The 18,205-nt window shown below is 60.8% G+C and carries 15 protein-coding genes; 9 read left to right on the top strand and 6 right to left on the bottom strand.

The genetic code is table 11. From position 1 onward, the window contains the following. The first annotated feature begins 503 nt into the window (after positions 1-503). The 5 genes from ACXAIC_RS03850 (at position 504) to ACXAIC_RS03830 (ending at position 5,445) form a co-directional block, all read left to right on the top strand. The gene (locus tag ACXAIC_RS03850) at positions 504-2,117 is read left to right on the top strand and encodes a TolC family outer membrane protein (RefSeq protein ID WP_475173821.1); all 1,614 of its coding nucleotides are present in this window, start codon (positions 504-506) and stop codon (positions 2,115-2,117) included. Positions 2,118-2,261: 144 nt separating this feature from the next. After that, positions 2,262-3,209 (top strand): 2-hydroxyacid dehydrogenase, encoded by a 948-nt coding sequence (locus tag ACXAIC_RS03845; RefSeq protein ID WP_475173819.1) that lies wholly within the window; start codon positions 2,262-2,264, stop codon positions 3,207-3,209. 85 nt (positions 3,210-3,294) lie between these two features. After that, the gene (locus tag ACXAIC_RS03840) at positions 3,295-4,113 is read left to right on the top strand and encodes a sugar phosphate isomerase/epimerase family protein (protein ID WP_475173816.1); all 819 of its coding nucleotides are present in this window, start codon (positions 3,295-3,297) and stop codon (positions 4,111-4,113) included. A 169-nt stretch (positions 4,114-4,282) separates the two neighbouring features. Beyond that, entirely contained in the window at positions 4,283-4,999 is a 717-nt protein-coding gene (locus ACXAIC_RS03835) for a cytochrome c biogenesis CcdA family protein (RefSeq protein WP_475173814.1), read from the top strand. Positions 5,000-5,022: 23 nt separating this feature from the next. Beyond that, positions 5,023-5,445 (top strand): thioredoxin family protein, encoded by a 423-nt coding sequence (locus ACXAIC_RS03830; protein WP_475173811.1) that lies wholly within the window; start codon positions 5,023-5,025, stop codon positions 5,443-5,445. 151 nt (positions 5,446-5,596) lie between these two features. Here the strand turns inward: ACXAIC_RS03830 and gndA are convergent, their stop codons facing one another. After that, positions 5,597-7,021, bottom strand: a complete 1,425-nt coding sequence (gene gndA, locus ACXAIC_RS03825; protein WP_475173810.1) for an NADP-dependent phosphogluconate dehydrogenase — start codon at positions 7,019-7,021, stop codon at positions 5,597-5,599. Between the two features lie 273 nt (positions 7,022-7,294). On the opposite strand from gndA, the gene ACXAIC_RS03820 reads away from it, so the two are divergent. Together ACXAIC_RS03820 and ACXAIC_RS03815 are read left to right on the top strand one after the other, a co-directional pair. Next, entirely contained in the window at positions 7,295-8,275 is a 981-nt protein-coding gene (locus ACXAIC_RS03820) for an ABC transporter substrate-binding protein (protein WP_475173807.1), read from the top strand. A gap of 91 nt (positions 8,276-8,366) precedes the next feature. Continuing rightward, positions 8,367-10,097 carry an ABC transporter permease gene (locus ACXAIC_RS03815; protein ID WP_475173804.1) on the top strand — a complete coding sequence of 577 codons (1,731 nt, stop codon included), beginning with the start codon at positions 8,367-8,369 and terminating at the stop codon, positions 10,095-10,097. A gap of 54 nt (positions 10,098-10,151) precedes the next feature. Here the strand turns inward: ACXAIC_RS03815 and ACXAIC_RS03810 are convergent, their stop codons facing one another. The 4 genes from ACXAIC_RS03810 to ACXAIC_RS03795 all read right to left on the bottom strand — a co-directional run bounded on the left by ACXAIC_RS03810 (position 10,152) and on the right by ACXAIC_RS03795 (position 12,904). Beyond that, entirely contained in the window at positions 10,152-11,198 is a 1,047-nt protein-coding gene (locus ACXAIC_RS03810) for an ABC transporter ATP-binding protein (RefSeq protein ID WP_475173802.1), read from the bottom strand. 147 nt (positions 11,199-11,345) lie between these two features. Further along, a complete protein-coding gene (locus ACXAIC_RS03805; protein ID WP_475173800.1) occupies positions 11,346-11,726 on the bottom strand; it encodes a DUF5615 family PIN-like protein in 381 nt (126 codons plus the stop codon). An 11-nt stretch (positions 11,727-11,737) separates the two neighbouring features. After that, positions 11,738-12,331: a DUF433 domain-containing protein gene (locus tag ACXAIC_RS03800; protein ID WP_475173798.1), complete on the bottom strand. Its 594-nt coding sequence runs from the start codon at positions 12,329-12,331 to the stop codon at positions 11,738-11,740. 267 nt (positions 12,332-12,598) lie between these two features. Beyond that, on the bottom strand, positions 12,599-12,904 hold the full coding sequence (locus ACXAIC_RS03795; RefSeq protein WP_475173797.1) for a hypothetical protein: 306 nt from the start codon (positions 12,902-12,904) through the stop codon (positions 12,599-12,601). 319 nt (positions 12,905-13,223) lie between these two features. Here ACXAIC_RS03795 and ACXAIC_RS03790 point away from each other — a divergent pair, with 319 nt between their 5' ends. Beyond that, a complete protein-coding gene (locus ACXAIC_RS03790) occupies positions 13,224-14,345 on the top strand; it encodes an ATP-dependent DNA helicase (protein WP_475173796.1) in 1,122 nt (373 codons plus the stop codon). Here the strand turns inward: ACXAIC_RS03790 and ACXAIC_RS03785 are convergent. Beyond that, positions 14,329-14,988: a TetR/AcrR family transcriptional regulator gene (locus ACXAIC_RS03785; protein WP_475173793.1), complete on the bottom strand. Its 660-nt coding sequence runs from the start codon at positions 14,986-14,988 to the stop codon at positions 14,329-14,331. The genes ACXAIC_RS03790 and ACXAIC_RS03785 overlap by 17 nt on opposite strands. Before the next feature lie 416 nt (positions 14,989-15,404). Here ACXAIC_RS03785 and ACXAIC_RS03780 point away from each other — a divergent pair, with 416 nt between their 5' ends. Then, the gene (locus tag ACXAIC_RS03780; RefSeq protein WP_475173865.1) at positions 15,405-17,849 is read left to right on the top strand and encodes a Tex family protein; all 2,445 of its coding nucleotides are present in this window, start codon (positions 15,405-15,407) and stop codon (positions 17,847-17,849) included. Positions 17,850-18,205: the final 356 nt, after the last annotated feature.

Below are 18,205 nucleotides of genomic sequence, written 5' to 3'. Positions count from 1 at the left end.
GCCAGATCCCGGGAACAGGAACGGTCCTGATTAGGAGCCCCCCTGCAACGGCTGGCCCAGCCCACTGCCGCTTTCTTGAAAGTCAAACAGCCGGCGCGCGCCCAAACCTGCACCAGCCGCCTCTGACGTTAAGAAACCTGAAGTGATGCCAGCCCGTCAACGCGAGCAACTTTGCTCTCTCAGACGCGTCTCTGACAAAATAGAAAGTTCAGGAAATCCGCCGCACTGCTCCTTTGCAAAAAGTCTAACGAAGTGAACAGTCAACATCTCCAAAAATATCCAGATTTTCGAAACAAAACACCTTTGAATACACCAGAATAGTCACTTGTACGTATTCATCCTATTTACCCCAACCCCCTGAGGCTTAATACGTATTTTTTTACATTGGAAATATATGCCCTAGTGGCACTTGGGCAGAATTCACCGTCAAACAGCCCGGCGCGATTACGATTGCTTAACCAAGAAAATTTACTTTGACGAATGACGAAATCAATGGCGCAGCAATGACGTTTTCTTCCGCCTCTTTCAAGCTTTTTCAAGCTGCCAGGGCCCTCCCTGCCGTATTGGCAAGTGGAGCTGCTGCGGGCAGTGCCCTGCTTGTGCCCGGCTCGTTATCCGCCCAGTCCCTGGAAGAGGCGATGGCAGCTGCCTACGCGGTCAATCCTGCCCTTAAGGCGGAACGCTCGCGCTATCAGGCGACCAATCAGGGCGTCTGGACCGCACGCTCGGAGTTCCTGCCAACAGTGACGGGCTCCTATCTGGCCGAACATGATGCGCACCGGCTCGACAGCACCGGCAGCCGGGACCGGTCCTTTTCCCATGAGGTCAATGTCACTGTCTCCCAGACCCTTTTTCAGGGGTTTGCGGGGCTCAACCGGTTGAACCAGGCCCATGAGGAGGCCGCCTCCGGCCGCAATCAGCTGATGGGTGCGGAACAGTCTCTGCTGCTGAACACCGCCGACGCCTATCTTCAGGTCGTGCGTGACCGGGCCATTCTCAACCGGCTGCAGGCCTATACCGCCATCGTTCAACGGGAGGTCAGAGCCGCCCGCGCCCGCTACAAGTCCGGCGATGCGACCCGCACGGACATAGAACAAGCTCTCGCCCGCCTTGCGGAAGCGGAAGGCAACCGGGATCAAGCGATTGGCGATCTGGAAAGTTCCGAAGCCCTTTATGAACGGTTGACCGGCCAGACGCCAGGCAAGCTCGGCTGGCCCGCCATGCCCAAATCGCTCCTGCCGCACAAGGTGGACGAGGCCGTGGCCATTGCGTTGCAGAACAATCCGTCTATCCGCTCTGCTACCGCAGACGCGAGGGCAGCCCGCTATGCGGCCCGCGCCTCCGTGGGGGACATCCTGCCACGCGTGACGCTGGAAAGCGAATGGGAAACCGGATACGAGGACAATCTCGGCACCCAGGATGACGAGGAATTTCGGCTGGGCGTGCGCGTTTCCGCACCGCTCTTTTCCGGCGGGCGCAACATTGCTGCCGTCAAACGCGCAAAGTTCACTGCAGCCCAGGAAGAATATGAGTTGGATGACACCCAGCAGATTGTCCGGGAAAACGTCATCCGCTCCATGAAACAACGTACCGCCGCACAGCGCCGCGCCGAGGCCCGCAAGCGTGCCATTGAAGCGAACCGGCGCGCCGTAAAGGGCCTGCAGGTGGAATTTGACAGCGGCCAGCGCTCTCTTCTCGATGTACTGGACGGGGAGCGGGAACTGCTGTCGAGCCGGATCGACTATGTCCGGGCCCGCTATGATGCCCGCATCGCCGATTTCTATCTTCTGGCCAATATTGGCCGCCTGGCCCCCGGGCACTTTTCCATTGTCGAGGACCGGCCCGAACCGGCCGCCCGCCTTGTGCCCGAATTCAACACCTGGGACCTGAGGCTCAGTCCCTCTGGCAGCATCCCCGCTGAGACGGATCTGGCGGACGACCTCACCCTTGCCCCGCTGAGCTACAACGCGGAGACCACCGGATCCGTGGACTGGGTTAGCTGGCCTTACCGCACCGGCGCCCGGTCAGCTCCGGACCTGGGCAGCAAGACCAACCGGACCCGCACACTCTGGAACGCGCTCGCCGCACTGGGACTGCCGCAGTTTCCGTTGAGATAAGCTTGTGGCGGCCTGCCCCAAAGGCTAGGTGTAGCCCCCTGGGCCGTCCTCTGAGGGCTGAAAAGATCCAAGACCGGCGCACTCAGCCCCGCCGGTCAGCCTGTCACATGCCCAAAGCACCCTCCAGCCGTTTCAGGAGCCCCCATGACACCGGTCATCCCTTTCGTGCCCGCCCGCCAGCTGCCAGAGCGGGACATGTGGCAGGCCGCGCTTGCCAGCGCCCTGGGCACCTTTGCCCGTATCACGCCCTTTGAGGAGCTCACACCAGACGAGAGGGCTGCTGCCAAAGTGGCCATCGTGGCCAATCCGGCCCCTGAAGATGTCGCCGCCCTGCCGAACCTGTCCTGGGTGCAAAGCCTGTGGGCCGGGGTGGAACGGCTGACGGCGGACCTGCCAGAAGAGGGGCCGCTGATCGTGCGGCTGACCGATCCGCAACTGGCCGAAACCATGGCGGAAGCAGTTCTCGCCTGGACACTCTATCTCCACCGGGACATGCCCCGCTACCGGCAGCAGCAGGATCAGAAGGTCTGGCTGGAACACAGTCTGAAACTGCCCCGGGAGCGCACGATCGGCGTTCTCGGCCTTGGCAAACTGGGCAAAGCCTCAGCCCGCCGGCTGGCTGCCAACGGGTTTCAGGTTCTGGGCTGGAGCCGCAGCGTGAAGGCGCTGGATGGCCTGACCTGCCTGCATGGCCCGGAAGGACTGACCTGTCTCTTGCAGCACTCAGATATCATCGTCATTCTGCTGCCGCTCACCGATGAAACCAAAGGCCTTATCGGCAAAGCGGCCCTTCAGGACTGCAAACCGGGCGCGGCGGTGATCAATTTCGGGCGGGGTCCGGTTCTGGATAGCAACGCCCTTCTGGAGGCGCTCGACCGGGGCCAGCTCTGCCACGCCGTATTGGATGTTTTCGACGAAGAGCCCCTGCCCACGCAAAGCCCGCTGTGGCAGCATGCGCAAGTCACCGTCCTGCCGCATATTTCCGCGCCGACCGTTCCAGGCACCGCCTGCCGGATCGTGGCGCAGAACATCAAGACCTTTCTGGACAACGGTACTATCCCTGCTTCGGTTGACCGAAAACGGGGATACTGACCTCACACCGGTTGCCGCGTCGCAATAGTGTCAAGGACTGCACCGTATCAGTCTGGCAACCACTTCTCTTTCCAGCAGGTGTTTCATGCCAGACCTTCCGATCCTTGGTGCCGCCCTCAACCTCAACTCCCTTGAAACACACCGCCAGCTGATGCTGGACAAACCCCGGGACCTGGAGCTGCAGGACTTTGTGCTGGCCGAGATCCTGAACGGAGACTGGCAGTCTCTGGTGCAGCGCGCCAAGATCCTGCTCGACGGCCATGAGGGCCGGGTCGGCATTCATGGCCCTTTCTGGGGCTTCACAATCGACACGATGGATCCGGATGTGCGCGAGATTGTCAAAAAGCGCCTGTTGCAGGGCCTGGCGGTCTGCGAGGCTCTCGGCGGCACGCATATGGTCGTTCACAGCCCCTATTCCACCTGGGACCACAACAATCTGGACAACTACGACAACGCCCGCAGCCGCAAGATCGAACTCTGCCATCTGACCATGGCAGAGGCAGTCAAGCGTGCCGAAGAGATCGGCTGCGAGCTTGTGCTTGAGAATATCGAGGACAAGGACCCTTATGCCCGCGCGGAGCTTGCCGAAAGTTTCGGCTCCCAGGCAGTGAAACTGTCCATTGACACCGGTCACGCCCATTATGCCCATGGCTCAACCGGCGCCCCGCCCGTTGATTATTACGTGAAGGCTGCCGGCAATAACCTACGCCACATTCATCTTCAGGATGCCGACGGCTATGCGGACCGCCACTGGAGTCTGGGCGAAGGCACGATCAACTGGCCATCCGTTTTCAGTGCCCTTGGCAAGCTCGACAGCGATCCGCGCCTGATCGTGGAACTGCGCGACCATGCGGGCCTGCCCGGCTCCATCGCCAGCATGGCGGCCCTTGGGCTGGCGCAATAAGGACAGTAATGGAGGTTGGTATAAGGCTGCAACAGGGCAGCCGCCCACCGTTTTGTGAACAAGCGTTAGCGGACAGATCCGCCTCCTTTGCCTAACTACTGGTTTCAAACGCACCGGCGAACGAACCGGAGCATGTGACTTGATGGCTAGGCACAGGTGAGCAGATCAGATGCTTGAACTTCCCTTGGCGTATCTTGCCGGACTTCTGACACTCATCAATCCATGTGTGCTTCCTGTCCTCCCGATTGTGCTTGCCTCGGCGTTGAATGCGGACCGGCGCGCGCCGATTGCCCTTGCCGCCGGAATGAGCGTCTCTTTCGTGAGTGTTGGCATGCTGGTCTCGACCCTCGGCTATGCCATCGGCCTGACAGAGGACTTCATGGCGCGGGCCGGCGCCGTGCTCATGATCCTGTTCGGCCTGGTTCTGCTTGTTCCCGTCTTCAGGCAGCGCTTTGAAGTGGCCGTTGCCGGTATGGCTGGCTCCGCCGGACAGAAGCTGCAGGAAACCGACACCAATGGCCTGAAAGGGCAATTTGTCGGCGGCGCCCTTCTAGGAGCCGTCTGGTCCCCGTGCATCGGCCCGACCCTTGGCGGCGCCATTGCCCTGGCCGCCCAGGGCGAGCACCTGGCCTATGCGGCCCTGATCATGAGCTTCTTCGCCCTCGGGGTGTCTACCCTGATTATCGGGCTTGGCGTTGGCGCGCGGGAAACCTTGCGCCTGCGGGCGGACCGGTTGCGCGGGCTGGCGGAAAAATCCAAACCCGCCATGGGCCTTGTCTTCATTGTCGTGGGAGGTCTGCTTTTGATGAATGTCCATCACATGATCGACACCTGGGCGCTCAAGGTCCTGCCCGTCTGGCTGCAGGACCTGTCTGTCCGCTACTGATTGTCAACAGGAAAGGAACCGAAATGAACCGCCGCCAATTTCTGCTGTCCACCGCCTCTGCCAGTCTTGCCGCAACGCTCCTGCCGTCTGCTGCGACGGCCGGGACAACAGTCGATTATGCACCGGGCCTTATTGAAAAACAGCTCGCAGCCGGCAAGATAGTCTTTGTCGATTATGCCGCCTCCTGGTGCGGCACGTGCGCCCGCCAGGAACGGGTTATCAACGCCCTGCGCAACGCCAACCCGGCCTATGACCAGGCGATGGTGTTCGTTCGGGTGGATTGGGACACCTATAAGGGCCATATCGTGACCACGTCGCGCAAGATCCCGCGCCGCTCCACCCTGCTGGTTCTGAAAGGCGACGCGGAACTCGGCCGCATTGTCGCCGGAACCGGCGAAGCCCAGATCAAGGCCCTGCTGGACACCGGCCTTGAGGCGAGCAGCTAGAGATCGCGCTGCGCCTCTTCAAAGCTAATCCGGTGGCAGGCCCCTTCAGTGACAGGCCCCTCCAGTAAAAGGCGGCTTGCGTCAAGGGGGCCGCACACTACATGGCTGCGCCCCTCCTTTTGTCAAAGGAAGAAGGAGGGGTCGCTTCAGATCAGCCCATTGCCCAGGGGCCGTGATAGCCGCCACCATCCTTGTCGGTGCGCTCAAAGCCATGGGCGCCGAAAAAGTCCCGCTGGCCTTGCAGCATGTTGGCCGTAGACCGGCCCGTGCGCATGATGTCGAAATAGGACAGGGCAGCCGACAGGGCGGGAACCGGCAGGCCATGAAGGGCCGCAGCGGCCACCACCTGGCGCAGGCTGGCTTCGGTCTCTTTCAGTTTGTCCGCAAAGAACGGCGCCAGCATCAAATTGCGCTGCGGATCATCGGCCAGGGCTGCCGACATGTCGTTCAGCATCGCGGAGCGGATGATGCAGCCATTGCGCCAGATCCGGGCGATCTGCGGCAACGGCATGTCCCAGCCATATTGCCTGGCCGCTTCCAGGATCAGGCCGAAGCCTTGCGCATAACAGACGATCTTGCCCGCAACGAGCGCCGCTTCCAGCGCAGCCACACTGATGGCGGAGCGGTCAAGCGCCTGGGGCGCGGCCCCGAAAGCCCCTTCCCCCGCCTTGCGTTCCTCCAACCGGGACGACATGTTGCGCACGGCCACTGCCGCCTCGATCGTGCTGGCAGGCGTGCCCAGCATCAACGCCTCGATGGCCGTCCAGCGGCCCGTGCCCTTTTGCCCGGCCCGGTCCAGAATGATGTCCAGCATCGGCTTGCCCGTCTCCGGGTCCGCCGTTCCGGCCACCTTGCCGGAAATCTCGATCAGGTAGGACTGCAGGATGCCGCCGTTCCAGGTTTCGAACACGGACCCAATCTCGGCCGCAGACAGGCCAAAGCCGTCCCGCATCACTCCATACACTTCGGCGATCATCTGCATGTCGGCATATTCGATGCCGTTGTGAACGGTCTTGACCAGATGGCCTGCCCCCGCTTCGCCCAGATGGGCCGCACAGGGCTCGCTCTCATGCTTGGCCGAAATGGCCTCCAGAATGTGCCCGACCTGATCCCAGGCATCCCTGGCCCCACCGCCCATGATCGACGGGCCGAAACGGGCCCCTTCCTCACCGCCGGACACGCCGATGCCCATGAAACGCGGACCTTTTTCAGCCGCCTCGGCCGCCCGCCGGTTGGTGTCATGGTAATTGGCGTTGCCCGCATCGATGATCAGATCTTCCGGTGCCAGCAGTGGCCGCAGCGCTTCGATCTGGGCATCGACCGCCTCACCGGCCGGAACCATCAGGATCACGGCACGCGGACTCTTGATCGAGGCCACAAAGGCTTCCAGTGTCTTGGACGGCGTCAGCTTTCCGGCCAACGGCCCCGCCTTTTCCATGAACTGGTCGGTCTTTTCCGCCGTTCTGTTATAGACCGCGATCTGAAACCCGTTTTCGGCAATGTTCAGGGCAACATTGCCGCCCATCGTGCCAAGCCCGATCAGGCCGATCTGCGCAACAGCGTCTGGTGAACTCATCGGCGGTGCCTTTCTAAAATCGATTTAGCGTATCGTTGCGTCGTGATAGCCGACCTGCCCCGCTCCGGCAATGCCGGTCGCAAGCGGTTTCGGCCCCTCTCCTGCTGGAAAAGCACTGCCGCCGGCTCAGCTGGCCCTAAAAAGCTGATTGTCACGCTCAAATTTTATTCGCATCTGTCATTTTACGGACCTGCCGAAAAAGACTGTCACATAAGCCTGCTAACCACCGGGACACCCGCTTCTTCCTGCGGATCTGTTCAAAGGATTTGTCTGATGAAAACCATTCTGATCTCTGCCGGCCTTCTGGCCATGGCCTCCGTGTCCGTCCAGGCGGCGGACGTTTCCGGCAAGCTTGTGCTCTACACATCCCAGCCGAACAAGGACGCCCAGGCGACCGTCGACGCCTTCACCGCCAAACATCCTGATGTGGACGTGGAGTGGGTGCGTGATGGCACCACCAAAATGATGGCCAAGCTGCGCGCCGAGTTCGAAGCAGGCGCCCCGAAACCGGACGTTCTCCTGATTGCCGACATGGTCACCATGGAAGGGCTAAAAAAAGAAGGCCGCCTCATGGCCTATGAGGGCGCCGATGTCTCTGCCTATGACCCGGCGATCATGGACAAGGACAAGACCTACTTCTCCACCAAGCTGATCACTACCGGCATTGTCTACAACACCAATGCGCCGATGAAACCGGCCTCCTACAAGGATCTGCTGAAGCCGGAGGCCAAGGACAAGCTGGCCATGCCGTCTCCGCTGACCTCCGGCGCTGCGGCAATCCACATGGACACGCTGACCTCCAACCCCGATCTGGGCTGGGCATTTTATGAAGGCCTTGCAGAACAGGGCGCCAACCCGAAAGGCGGCAATGGCGGCACCTACAAGGCCATCGCAGGCGGCGAAAAGCTCTATGGCTTCGTGGTCGATTTCCTGCCGATTCGCGAAAAGCTGAAAGGCGCGCCGGTGGAGTTCGTGTTCCCGGAAGAAGGCGTTTCGGCCGTCACCGAGCCCGTTGCGGTTCTGTCCACCGCCCAGAACCCGGAGGCTGCCAAGGCTTTTGTCGACTTCCTGCTGTCTGAAGACGGCCAGAAACTGGCCTCTTCTCAAGGCTATCTGCCCGCCCATCCGGCCGTTGCAGCTCCCGAAGGCTTCCCGGCCCGCGATGACATCAAGCTGATGGCCTTTGATCCGGAAAAAGCTCTGGAACAGGACAAGGCGAACAAGATGAAATTCACCGAAATCTTCGGCGGCTAACCTTAGCTCCGCAGACGCCAGACGCAGCGCGGGCTCTCCGCGCTGCTTTTTCCTGTCACACCAATCTCGCTGATAGAATCCCAACCCGCCCTTGTCTTCGTATCCCTTCCCAGATCTGTCCCGAATTCGGTCTGCGGCCTCCGAACGGCTCACCCTAGGGGCGCTCGTTGTCAGCGCAACGCTTTTGTGCGGCCTGCCGCTGATGCTGCTGTTCAAGACCGGCCTGACAAACGGCGCCGGGCTCGACCTCGGCCCGCTTTGGGAGGCCGCGCAAAGCCGCTCGGTCCAGCGTGCGCTCTGGCACTCCATTGAAAGCAGTCTCCTGTCCGCTCTGGCCGCAACCGCACTCGGCACCCTTCTGGCCCTTCTGATTGGCCTTACGGATATACGCGCCAAGGGCCTTCTCGTGTTCCTGATCCTGCTGCCGATGATGATCCCGCCCCATGTGACGGCAATTGCCTGGATTCAGGCACTCGGGCCTGCCAGCCCTGTGCTGCGCTGGCTTGGTGTGGCGCCGGAACTGGGCTCCACCCATCCGCTCTATTCGCGCGGCGGGCTTGTGCTTCTCTTGACCCTGCAAAACAGCCCGCTGGTGTTCCTGGTGGTGCGGGCCGCCCTGCGCTCCTTCCCGAGGGAGCTTTCCGATGCGGCCCGGATTTCCGGCGCCGGGGCGCTGACCATGCTGCGCCGGATCACTCTGCCCCTGCTCGGCCCGTCGCTTCTGGCCGGTTTTGCGCTCGCCTTTGTGGCTGCCCTCGGCAATTTCGGCATCAATGCCCTGATCGGCATTCCCGCCCGCTACACCACCTTGCCCGTGCTGGTCTGGCGCCGACTGTCCAGCTTCGGGCCGGATGTGCTGCCAAATGTGGCGGTGATCTCCGTTCTTCTGTCGGCCGTCGCTTTTGCGGCCATACTGATCCAGGCCCTGTTGCAGCGGCGCCTGCGCGCCAGCCTGATCGGCCTGCCCCAGGCCCCGCTGGCCATTGCCCTGGGACGCAGACGCTCCATTGTCGAAGCTGCCCTATGGGTCTTTGTCGGCTTTATCCTCCTGCTTCCGGCCGCCTCACTGCTGGCGACCGCGCTGGTGACAACCTATGGCCTGCCCCTGTCCCTCAAGACGCTGACACTGGACAATTTCTCCGAAGTGCTGTGGCGCCAGACCGCCACCTTGCGAGCCTTTGCCAATTCCACCCTCATTGCAGGGCTGGCCGCAGTGGTGATTGCCGCCCTCAGCCTGCCGCTCGGCTATTTTCTGTCACACCGCTCCACCGGGCCAAGACGGTGGGCGGGGCTCGCCGTCACCCAGGCGGAAATCGCCTTCGCCGTGCCGGGCCTTGTCCTGTCCATCGCCTACATCCTGGCCTTCATCCGCCCGCTGCCCATCGTCAATGTCTCGCTCTACGGCACCCTCTGGATCATTCTTCTGGCCTATCTGTCCGCTTTCCTTGCGGTCGGCCTGAAACCGGTCGCGGCAGCCTTCCTGCAAATGGACGGATCGCTGGAAGATGCAGCCCGGGTGTCGGGCGCCGGTTTCCTCAGGCGCATGCGCCGGATCTTCGCACCGCTCGCTGCGCCCTCCGCAGCGTCCGGAGCCATTCTCGTCTTTCTGACGGCCTATAACGAGATCACGGTCTCGGCCCTGCTCTGGTCAACGGGCAACGAGACCATCGGCACCACCATCTTCAACTATGAAGATGGCGGCTACACCACACTGGCAGCCGCCATGTCGGCGGTTGTGGTCGCCGCCACGGTTGTCATCATGCTGGCGATGAACGCCCTTTCCAGGAAGGTTCCACCCGGAACGATTCCCTGGAAGGACTGAGACCAGTCACAATTGATGTGGGCCACCTGGCAAGTGGAAAGGGTCCGGCACGTTTCAGTCCGGCAGCACCCAGCCGCGCAGGATGTCGAGCCACAGAATCTCGCCCGGCGCGGCCTTCCGGTGCAGGCTCATCATCAGCGGCTGTTCTAGCCCCTCGATCGTGACAAAGACATCCCAGGCGCCGCCGCGGTAGATGGTACGCACCACCCTGGCCTCAAATCCGGCACGGCCTGCGGCCAGCACCAGATGCTCCGGACGCAGCAGCAACGTGGCCGGTCCCGTGCGCGTTCCTTTGGGGCAGTCCACCTCGACCGGCCGTCCGCCAACCAGAACCCGGGCGCCCGAACCATTCACCTGCTCCACCCTTACAGGCACAAGCGTGCTGCGGCCGATGAACCCGGCGACCTTTCGGGACAGGGGCCGCCGGTACAGCATGTCCGGCTCGTCCACCTGCAGGATTTTGCCATCCCAGAGAACCGCCACCTGATCGGCCAGCGCCATGGCCTCCCGCTGGTCATGGGTAATGAACAAGGTGGTCGCCCCGCTGGTCCTGTGAAAGGCGGCCAGTTCCTCTTCCATGGCACCGCGCAGATGCGGATCCAGATTGGCCAGTGGCTCGTCCATCAAAACGGTTTCCGCGCCCTGCGCCAGACATCTGGCCAGCGCCACCCTCTGGCGCTGGCCGCCGGACAGATCCGCCGGCTTGCGCTGCCCGTAAGGCGCCAGCGCCACCGTCTCCAGGCACTCGGCCACCCGGGCGGAGATTTCTGGGCGCGGTTTGCCCGCCGTTTCAAGGGGAAAGCCCACATTGGCCGCAACACTCATATGCGGCCACAGGGCATAGGACTGAAACACAACCCCGGCCCGGCGTGCTTCCGGCGCCACATGCACGCCCTTTCCCGCCACCCGGCGGCCACCCAGCGCAATCTCTCCCGCGTCAACCGGCTCAAGCCCGGCAATGGACCGTAACAAGGTGGACTTGCCGCATCCCGACGGCCCCAGCACGACAAAAAACGTGCCCGTCTCAATAAACAGGGACACGTCATTCAAAGCCAGATGCGAGCCGAAGGATTTGGACACGGAGACAAGGGAAATCGACATGCTTCCCGGTATCTCCCTTATGTGACAGGGACATAACACCAAGCCATCTGACGAAAGGTCATGATCAATTGCGCTTGGTATCGGTGCCTCTACTTGAGATCAAAGCCCTCGGGCTTGCCGCCCTCTTCGAGCCTCCAAGAACTCTTGCTATGCTTTCGGCAGATCGTAGATCACAATCCGCCCCCGCTCATCAATTTCAAGTACTCGATTCACCATGACATCAGCTGGATTTCCCATATTCTTGAGGTGAGCCACGGCAGCGCGAATGAGTTGCTTTGCTGAGTGTCGATCGACACAAGGTAAGATGATCATCCCAGGATGGATTTCAGCCCTGGCAGCCAACGCTCGGAAATCACGCGCGTTTTCCGTGACAATCAAAAGGTCTTCGTCAATGCACCTCTCGAGAACTTGGTGATCAGGAGCACCAAGCCCGCCCATGTTGCGAGGATGGACAATGTAGTGCCCATCCTCCTCCATCAATTCATTTGCAGTTTGAGGCGACAGGCACTCATCAAGAAAGATCTTCAAGTCCTAAAGCCTTAAGCGTTACGCCATGGCTTACCAGACTCGGGTCTTCCCCGGGGAGGATGTGTTCTCGCATAGATTTCCGCCGCTTCGAACGCTTCCCGAGGAATTTCAGGATAGTCTTCGGTCAGTTCATCGAGAGTTTCGCCACCTGACACGCGTCCAAGAACCGACCTACAAGTAATCCGGGTCCCCGTGATAACGGGCTCCCCGCCGAAGATTTCTGGATCTGACGAAAGATGTTTCTCGCGCGCGCGAAGGTAGCGAAGAGCTTTAATCCACTCTGTGCCTGCGACATCATTGAGTGTCAAATAAAGTCCGGCTGAGAGATGCACAACTCCGAGATCCTCGTCGTGACTGTGCTTAAGGAACTTCCAAATACGCTTCTTCGCAGATGTTTCCATTCGAATTCCACGAATTCTCGTCAATGTAGCAGCATACGCCACTGCATGAACTGGGACATGCGCAGCTTCATTGCGACGAAGCCGAAGCCTCATCTTGGTTTTTGGAACGATACCTTCTTCGGCAGCTTTTTCGATGCGCCTTACTGAGACGCCTGCGAGAAACGCAGCTTCATTCACAGTGAGAGCTTCACTTGCGATAGCCATGATAATCTTCCCCTATGAGGGAAAGATAAGATCTAGCCTCAAAAAAGTCAATGAAGCGAGCTTCCCCTCCATCGAGGCCCGTAGGCTTCGATTAAATTTTCTCGACATACTTACGATTAAGGTCAAGTATTTAAGATGATTTTATTCATAAAAAACAGAGCCCTACCGCAAAATCTGAGATAGGGTTGGCTCTCTTCGCGTCCCACCACACGGAATGTGTCCCTGCAGACGGGCCCCTGCACTTGACTCCGCCACCGGGGCGGAACCTTATTTCAGCCGAAGGATCTTCGCGCCAAGGCTGCGGGCATAGTTTTCCTGGCTGATCACCACCAGATTGGTCTCGCGCACATCCGTCTGTTTCAGCTCCAGCGGGGTCTTGCCATCCGGATTGACAATCACCTTTCGAGTGGGCGGCAGGCCCCGGAACACCAGAACACCGGCTTCCTTGGTCACAATCGCCCCATAGGGTTCATCATGGACAATACGGGTGGTGCCGCTCTCGGCCAGAGCCGCCGAGCCAAGACAGGAGACCAGACCGCCGGCAACCAGCGCAGATTTCAAAACGGTTTTCATGACGCACTCTCAATTAAGTCTTTATTTACCGTGAATCGTAACCTTTCCTTAAGATTTGCACCAGCTTTTCCGCCATTTTCACCAGAAAAAGACCCCAAAGACAAAGATCAGCGTTAACATTTGTCTTGAAATGAAACACCTTGACCAGCCCCGCTGCGAAACCGGCAGATGGGATCCGGTTGTCTTTTCTTCAGACAGATTGAACAAGCCAGATCTGGCCAGATCCGGCCAGATCCAACCCAAACCGAACGGGCGGGGCTTGGCGCGGCCGGGCAAATCAGGGTAAGCAACCAGGTCCGCAATTCGCAGGAGCGTTCCGGTGGCCTGGTCCCCTCAACAAGATGACGCCTTGAAAGAAGCCGCCGCATGGCTGAAGCGGGGTGACCGTCAGGTCTTCCGCCTGTTCGGCTATGCCGGCACCGGCAAGACAACCCTCGCCCGCCATCTGGCCGGGGATATCGACGGTGATGTCTGTTTCGGCGCCTTCACCGGCAAGGCCGCCCATGTGCTGCGCCAGAAGGGCTGCGAGGATGCGGGCACCATCCATTCCCTGATCTACCGCCCCCGCTCTGCCAAGGAAGAAGAAGAGGTGGACGATGACGAGGATGATACCGGACCGCAATTTGCCATCAAGCGGGACAGCGCGGCGGCGACCGCCAAGCTGATCGTGATCGATGAATGCTCCATGGTGGATGAGGATCTGGGCAAGGATCTTTTGTCCTTTGGCACACCGGTCCTTGTGCTGGGCGATCCGGCCCAGCTGCCACCGGTCAAGGGCGGCGGTTATTTCACCGAGGCCGAGCCGGATGTGATGCTGACCGAAGTTCACCGCCAGGCCCAGGACAACCCGATTGTGCGCATGTCCATGACCATCCGCGACGGCGGCCAGCTCGACTATGGGGACTACGGCGAAAGCAAGGTGATCCACCGTCGCCAGATCGACAAGGACCAGATCCTGTCGAGCGATCAGGTGCTTGTGGGCACCAACAAGACACGGCGTCTCTATAATGGCCGCATCCGGGAATTGAAGGGGCTTTCAACGCCCATGCCGGCGGTCGGCGACAAGCTGGTGTGCCTGCGCAACGACAAAACCAAGGGTCTGTTGAACGGCGGACTGTGGACGGTCAAGCGCCTGCGCCAGCCGCGCGGCAACACGTTGAGATTTGACGTTGTCTCTGAAGAGGAAGTTGCAGGCACGACGGTCAAGGTCAAGGTTCTGCCCGCCATGTTTGAGGATGGCGCGGAGAGCATCCCTTACGCTATCCGGCGCAAGGCGGACGAGTTTGACTATGGCTACGCCCTGACCGTGCACAAGGCCCAGGGCTCCCAGTGGGACGATTTGGTGCTGTTTGATGAAAGCTGGGCGTTCCGCGAACATAAGAGCCGCTGGCTCTATACGGCGGTGACCCGCGCGGCCGAACGCATCACCGTGGTGAGGTAGCCACAGTCAGCCGGACATTGCCGCCGCCGCCAAAGGTCTGGCTCTGATCGCTGAGAGGCAGGGATTGCAGGCCGGTCTCGATAAAGGTCGTCAGCTCTTCGCGCGCCACACCGCTGCGGCCCAGCACCGCGAGCGCCGAAAACTGCCCGCCAAGAAAAATTACCGCTCGGTGAATATCCGCATCCGCTGTTATTTCGGCCCTAGCAAGCGCTTTCGTCAGCCGTTCGCGGATGCCCTCATTGCGCCTGTCCCGCAGTCCCTTGACCACTTCCTGATGGCTCACCGGTCCGTAGGTGCTGTCCACCATGGCGTTGACCAGAAAACAGCCTGCGGGTGTCTTGTTGTTCAGGACGAGGTCGGCCACCGCATGCAGCGCTTCGCGGAAGTCTTCAAGCACATGCTGGCGTGCTTCCAACATCCGGGAAAAGATCGGCACCCCATAGGTGTCGAAATAGTGAACCAGAGCCTTTTCGAAAATGGCTTCCTTATCGCCAAAAGCGGCGTAAAGACCGGGTTTTGCCATGCCTGAGGCTTCGGAAAGGTCGGTCATGGAAGTGCCCGAAAATCCGTTCTGCCAGAACGCAATCGTGATGGCGTTCAGGGCCTCGTTGAGGTTCGTTTTTCTCGGCCGTCCGCGTGGCATTCACTCTACTCCTAAGTCACACCCCACACCAGGAACCGGACAAACCCCAATTGACCCGAATCCTGACACCGCCGATTTGGATACGTACCAGCAAGGTCAATTCGATCATCACAAATTGGCAGACCAATGACCAGGTTGCGGCGCAGCATACGCAGCTTGACGCGGTGCATTCAAGATACCTGGGCAAACTATTTCGAAAGCCGGTTCAATTCCGTCATCGGGACAGCGGGCACTTTGCGGCAGGGTGTGCTGGTCTTAAGCCAGTTAAACACCTCGATTCCCGCAGCTGGAGGAGAGAGCAGCTCCCGCTTCAGGCCAAATTGCCGGTGGACGGCCCCACACGGTCTCTTTTCCGCCGGATTGAGGCGGAATATCTTCGGCCGCCTGACTTGATCCATTTGAAAGCCGCATTCCACATGACCAGCCTCTCCTCTTCCGACACGGCCCCGGCCCACCCGAAAGGCGCGCTTGCCGCCGAAACGGCCTTGCGCATCGCGCACCGGATCGCAGACGAGGTCGGCTGCAAGGCCGGTCAGGTGAACGCGGCAGTCCAGCTTCTGGATGAGGGCTCCACCGTGCCGTTCATTGCCCGCTACCGGAAAGAAGCAACCGGCGGACTGGACGACAGCCAGCTGCGCAAGCTGGAAGAGCGGCTGATTTATCTGCGCGAACTGGAAGACCGGCGCGTCGCCATTACCCGATCCATCGAGGAACAGGGCAAGCTGACAGAGGCGTTGAGCGGCTGCATCGCAGCGGCTGAAACCAAATCCCAGCTGGAAGACATTTATCTGCCGTTCAAGAAGAAGCGGCGCACCAAGGCCCAGATCGCCAAAGAGGCCGGGCTGGAACCGCTGGCCGATCTGCTGCTGGCCGACCCGGGCAAATCCCCCGACGCCGAAGCGGCGGCTTTCCTTGATGACAGCAAGGGTATTGCCGACACCAAGGCGGCTCTCGACGGGGCCCGCCAGATCCTGATGGAACGGTTTTCGGAAAATGCCGGACTGGTTGGCCGCCTGCGCCGCCATGTGGAAGAGCGCGGCGTGGTCCAGTCCAAGCTTATTGACGGCATGGCGGACAAGGGCGCGAAATTCGCCGACTATTTCGACTACAACGAGCAATGGTCGAAGATCCCCAGCCACCGGGCCCTGGCGCTTTTCCGGGGCCGCAACGAAGGCATCCTGTCGGTCGACCTGACCGTGGACGCAGACGATGTGTCTCCGGTCCTGCCGGCCGTAAGGATGGTTGCCGACACCTATGGCATTGCCGATCAGGGACGCCCGGCGGACAAGTGGCTGATGGATGTCGCCCGGTTCGCCTGGAAGGTGAAACTGGCCCTTCACCTGGAGCTCGACCTGATGGGTGTTCTGCGCGACAAGGCCGAGGAAGAGGCCATTCAGGTCTTTGCCCGGAACCTGAAGGACCTGCTGTTGGCCGCCCCGGCAGGCGCCCGGTCCACCCTTGGCCTCGATCCCGGCATCCGCACGGGTGTGAAGGTGGCCGTGGTGGATGACACTGGCAAGCTGGTCGACACTGCCACCATCTATCCCTTCCAGCCGCGCAACGACCTGTCAGGCTCCCGCGCCACCCTGCTGGCGCTGATTGCAAAACACAAGGTTGGGCTGATCGCGATTGGCAACGGCACCGCCAGCCGGGAAACGGACAAACTGGCTGGAGATGTGCTGGCTGACATTCCCTCAGCCCAGCGGCCGGTGAAGGTGATTGTCAACGAGGCGGGCGCGTCCGTTTATTCCGCCTCCGAGCTTGCGGCAAAAGAAATGCCCGATATCGACGTCTCCTTGCGCGGAGCTGCCTCCATTGCCCGCCGCCTTCAGGACCCGCTTGCGGAACTGGTCAAAATCGAACCGAAATCCATCGGTGTCGGCCAGTATCAGCATGACGTCAACCAGACCAAACTGGCCCGCGCGCTCGACGCTGTTGTGGAAGATGCGGTGAATGCCGTGGGTGTCGATCTCAACACGGCCTCCCCGGCGCTCCTATCCCGGATTTCCGGCCTTTCGGACAGCCTGGCCAAGGCTGTTGTCGAGCACCGGGAGACCATTGGCCGTTTTGAAAAACGCTCCCAGCTGAAAGACGTGCCGCGGCTTGGCGCCAAGGCGTTTGAGCTTTGCGCCGGGTTCCTGCGCATTGCCGACGGCTCTGAGCCATTGGACGCCTCCTCGGTTCACCCGGAGGCCTATCCGCTGGCCAAACGCATCGTGAAAGCCTGTGGCCGGGACGTGCGCCAGCTGATGGGCGATGCTTCGGTGCTGCAAGGGCTCGATCCGAAAGAGTTTACGGATGAGACCTTCGGCCTTCCCACCGTGCGCGACATTCTGTCGGAGCTTGAAAAGCCGGGCCGCGATCCGCGTCCGGGATTCAAGACCGCCGCCCTTCAGGACGGGGTGGAGGAAATCTCGGATCTGAAGCCGGGTATGAAACTGGAAGGCACGGTGACCAATGTCACCAATTTCGGCGCCTTTGTCGATGTGGGCGTTCATCAGGACGGCCTTGTCCATGTCTCTCAGCTGGCCGACCGGTTCGTGGACGACCCGCACCAGGTGGTCAAGGCGGGCGATATCGTCAAGGTGACGATCCTGGAGGTGGATGTGCCGCGCAAGCGGATCTCCATGACCATGAAGTCCCAGGCTGATTACCAGGGCCAGCGGGAGCGGTCCGGCAGCGACCGGCCCGGCCCGGGCGGCCGTCCTCAGAACCAGCGCACCCCCGGCGGCCATGCCCCCCGTGGCAAAGGTCCGCGCGGCGGCGGTAAAGATGGCGCCCCCAAGGGGGGAGACAGCGGCAGCGGCAACAATGCCATGGCCGCAGCTCTGGCCGCAGCCATGAACAGGAAACGGACCTGAGCGAAATACCACCTTCGACACATCAACCCATCCAATAGGGTCTTATGTGCTCAGGCTGGTCAAAACCGCCCGCTTCGCGCCCGCAATTGGGTCCTTCACCGGCGCTTGTCCTGCAGACCGCCCTTCGTTGCACGGCAAGCAAGAACCTAAAAGGGCGGGAAGCGGACGTTCGCTGCCGTCGGAACGCAGAACCGAACTGGGGCCGTTTCCGGACGCTCAGGTTTAACGTGCCGGAAACGGGAGAGCTGCCTTTGGTGTGCCCTACCAAATAGCTGTGGCGCCACAATAATTCCGACGGGAAATGTTTCCCCGTGGCAACCTGTGATCGATCAACGGATAGTATTTCCAACCGTTTC

The sequence above is a fragment of the Roseibium sp. AWQ4_254 genome (genome assembly GCF_056161025.1).
The sequence above is the reverse complement of the archived record's forward strand: the minus strand, read 5'-3'. Positions and strand labels throughout refer to the sequence as shown.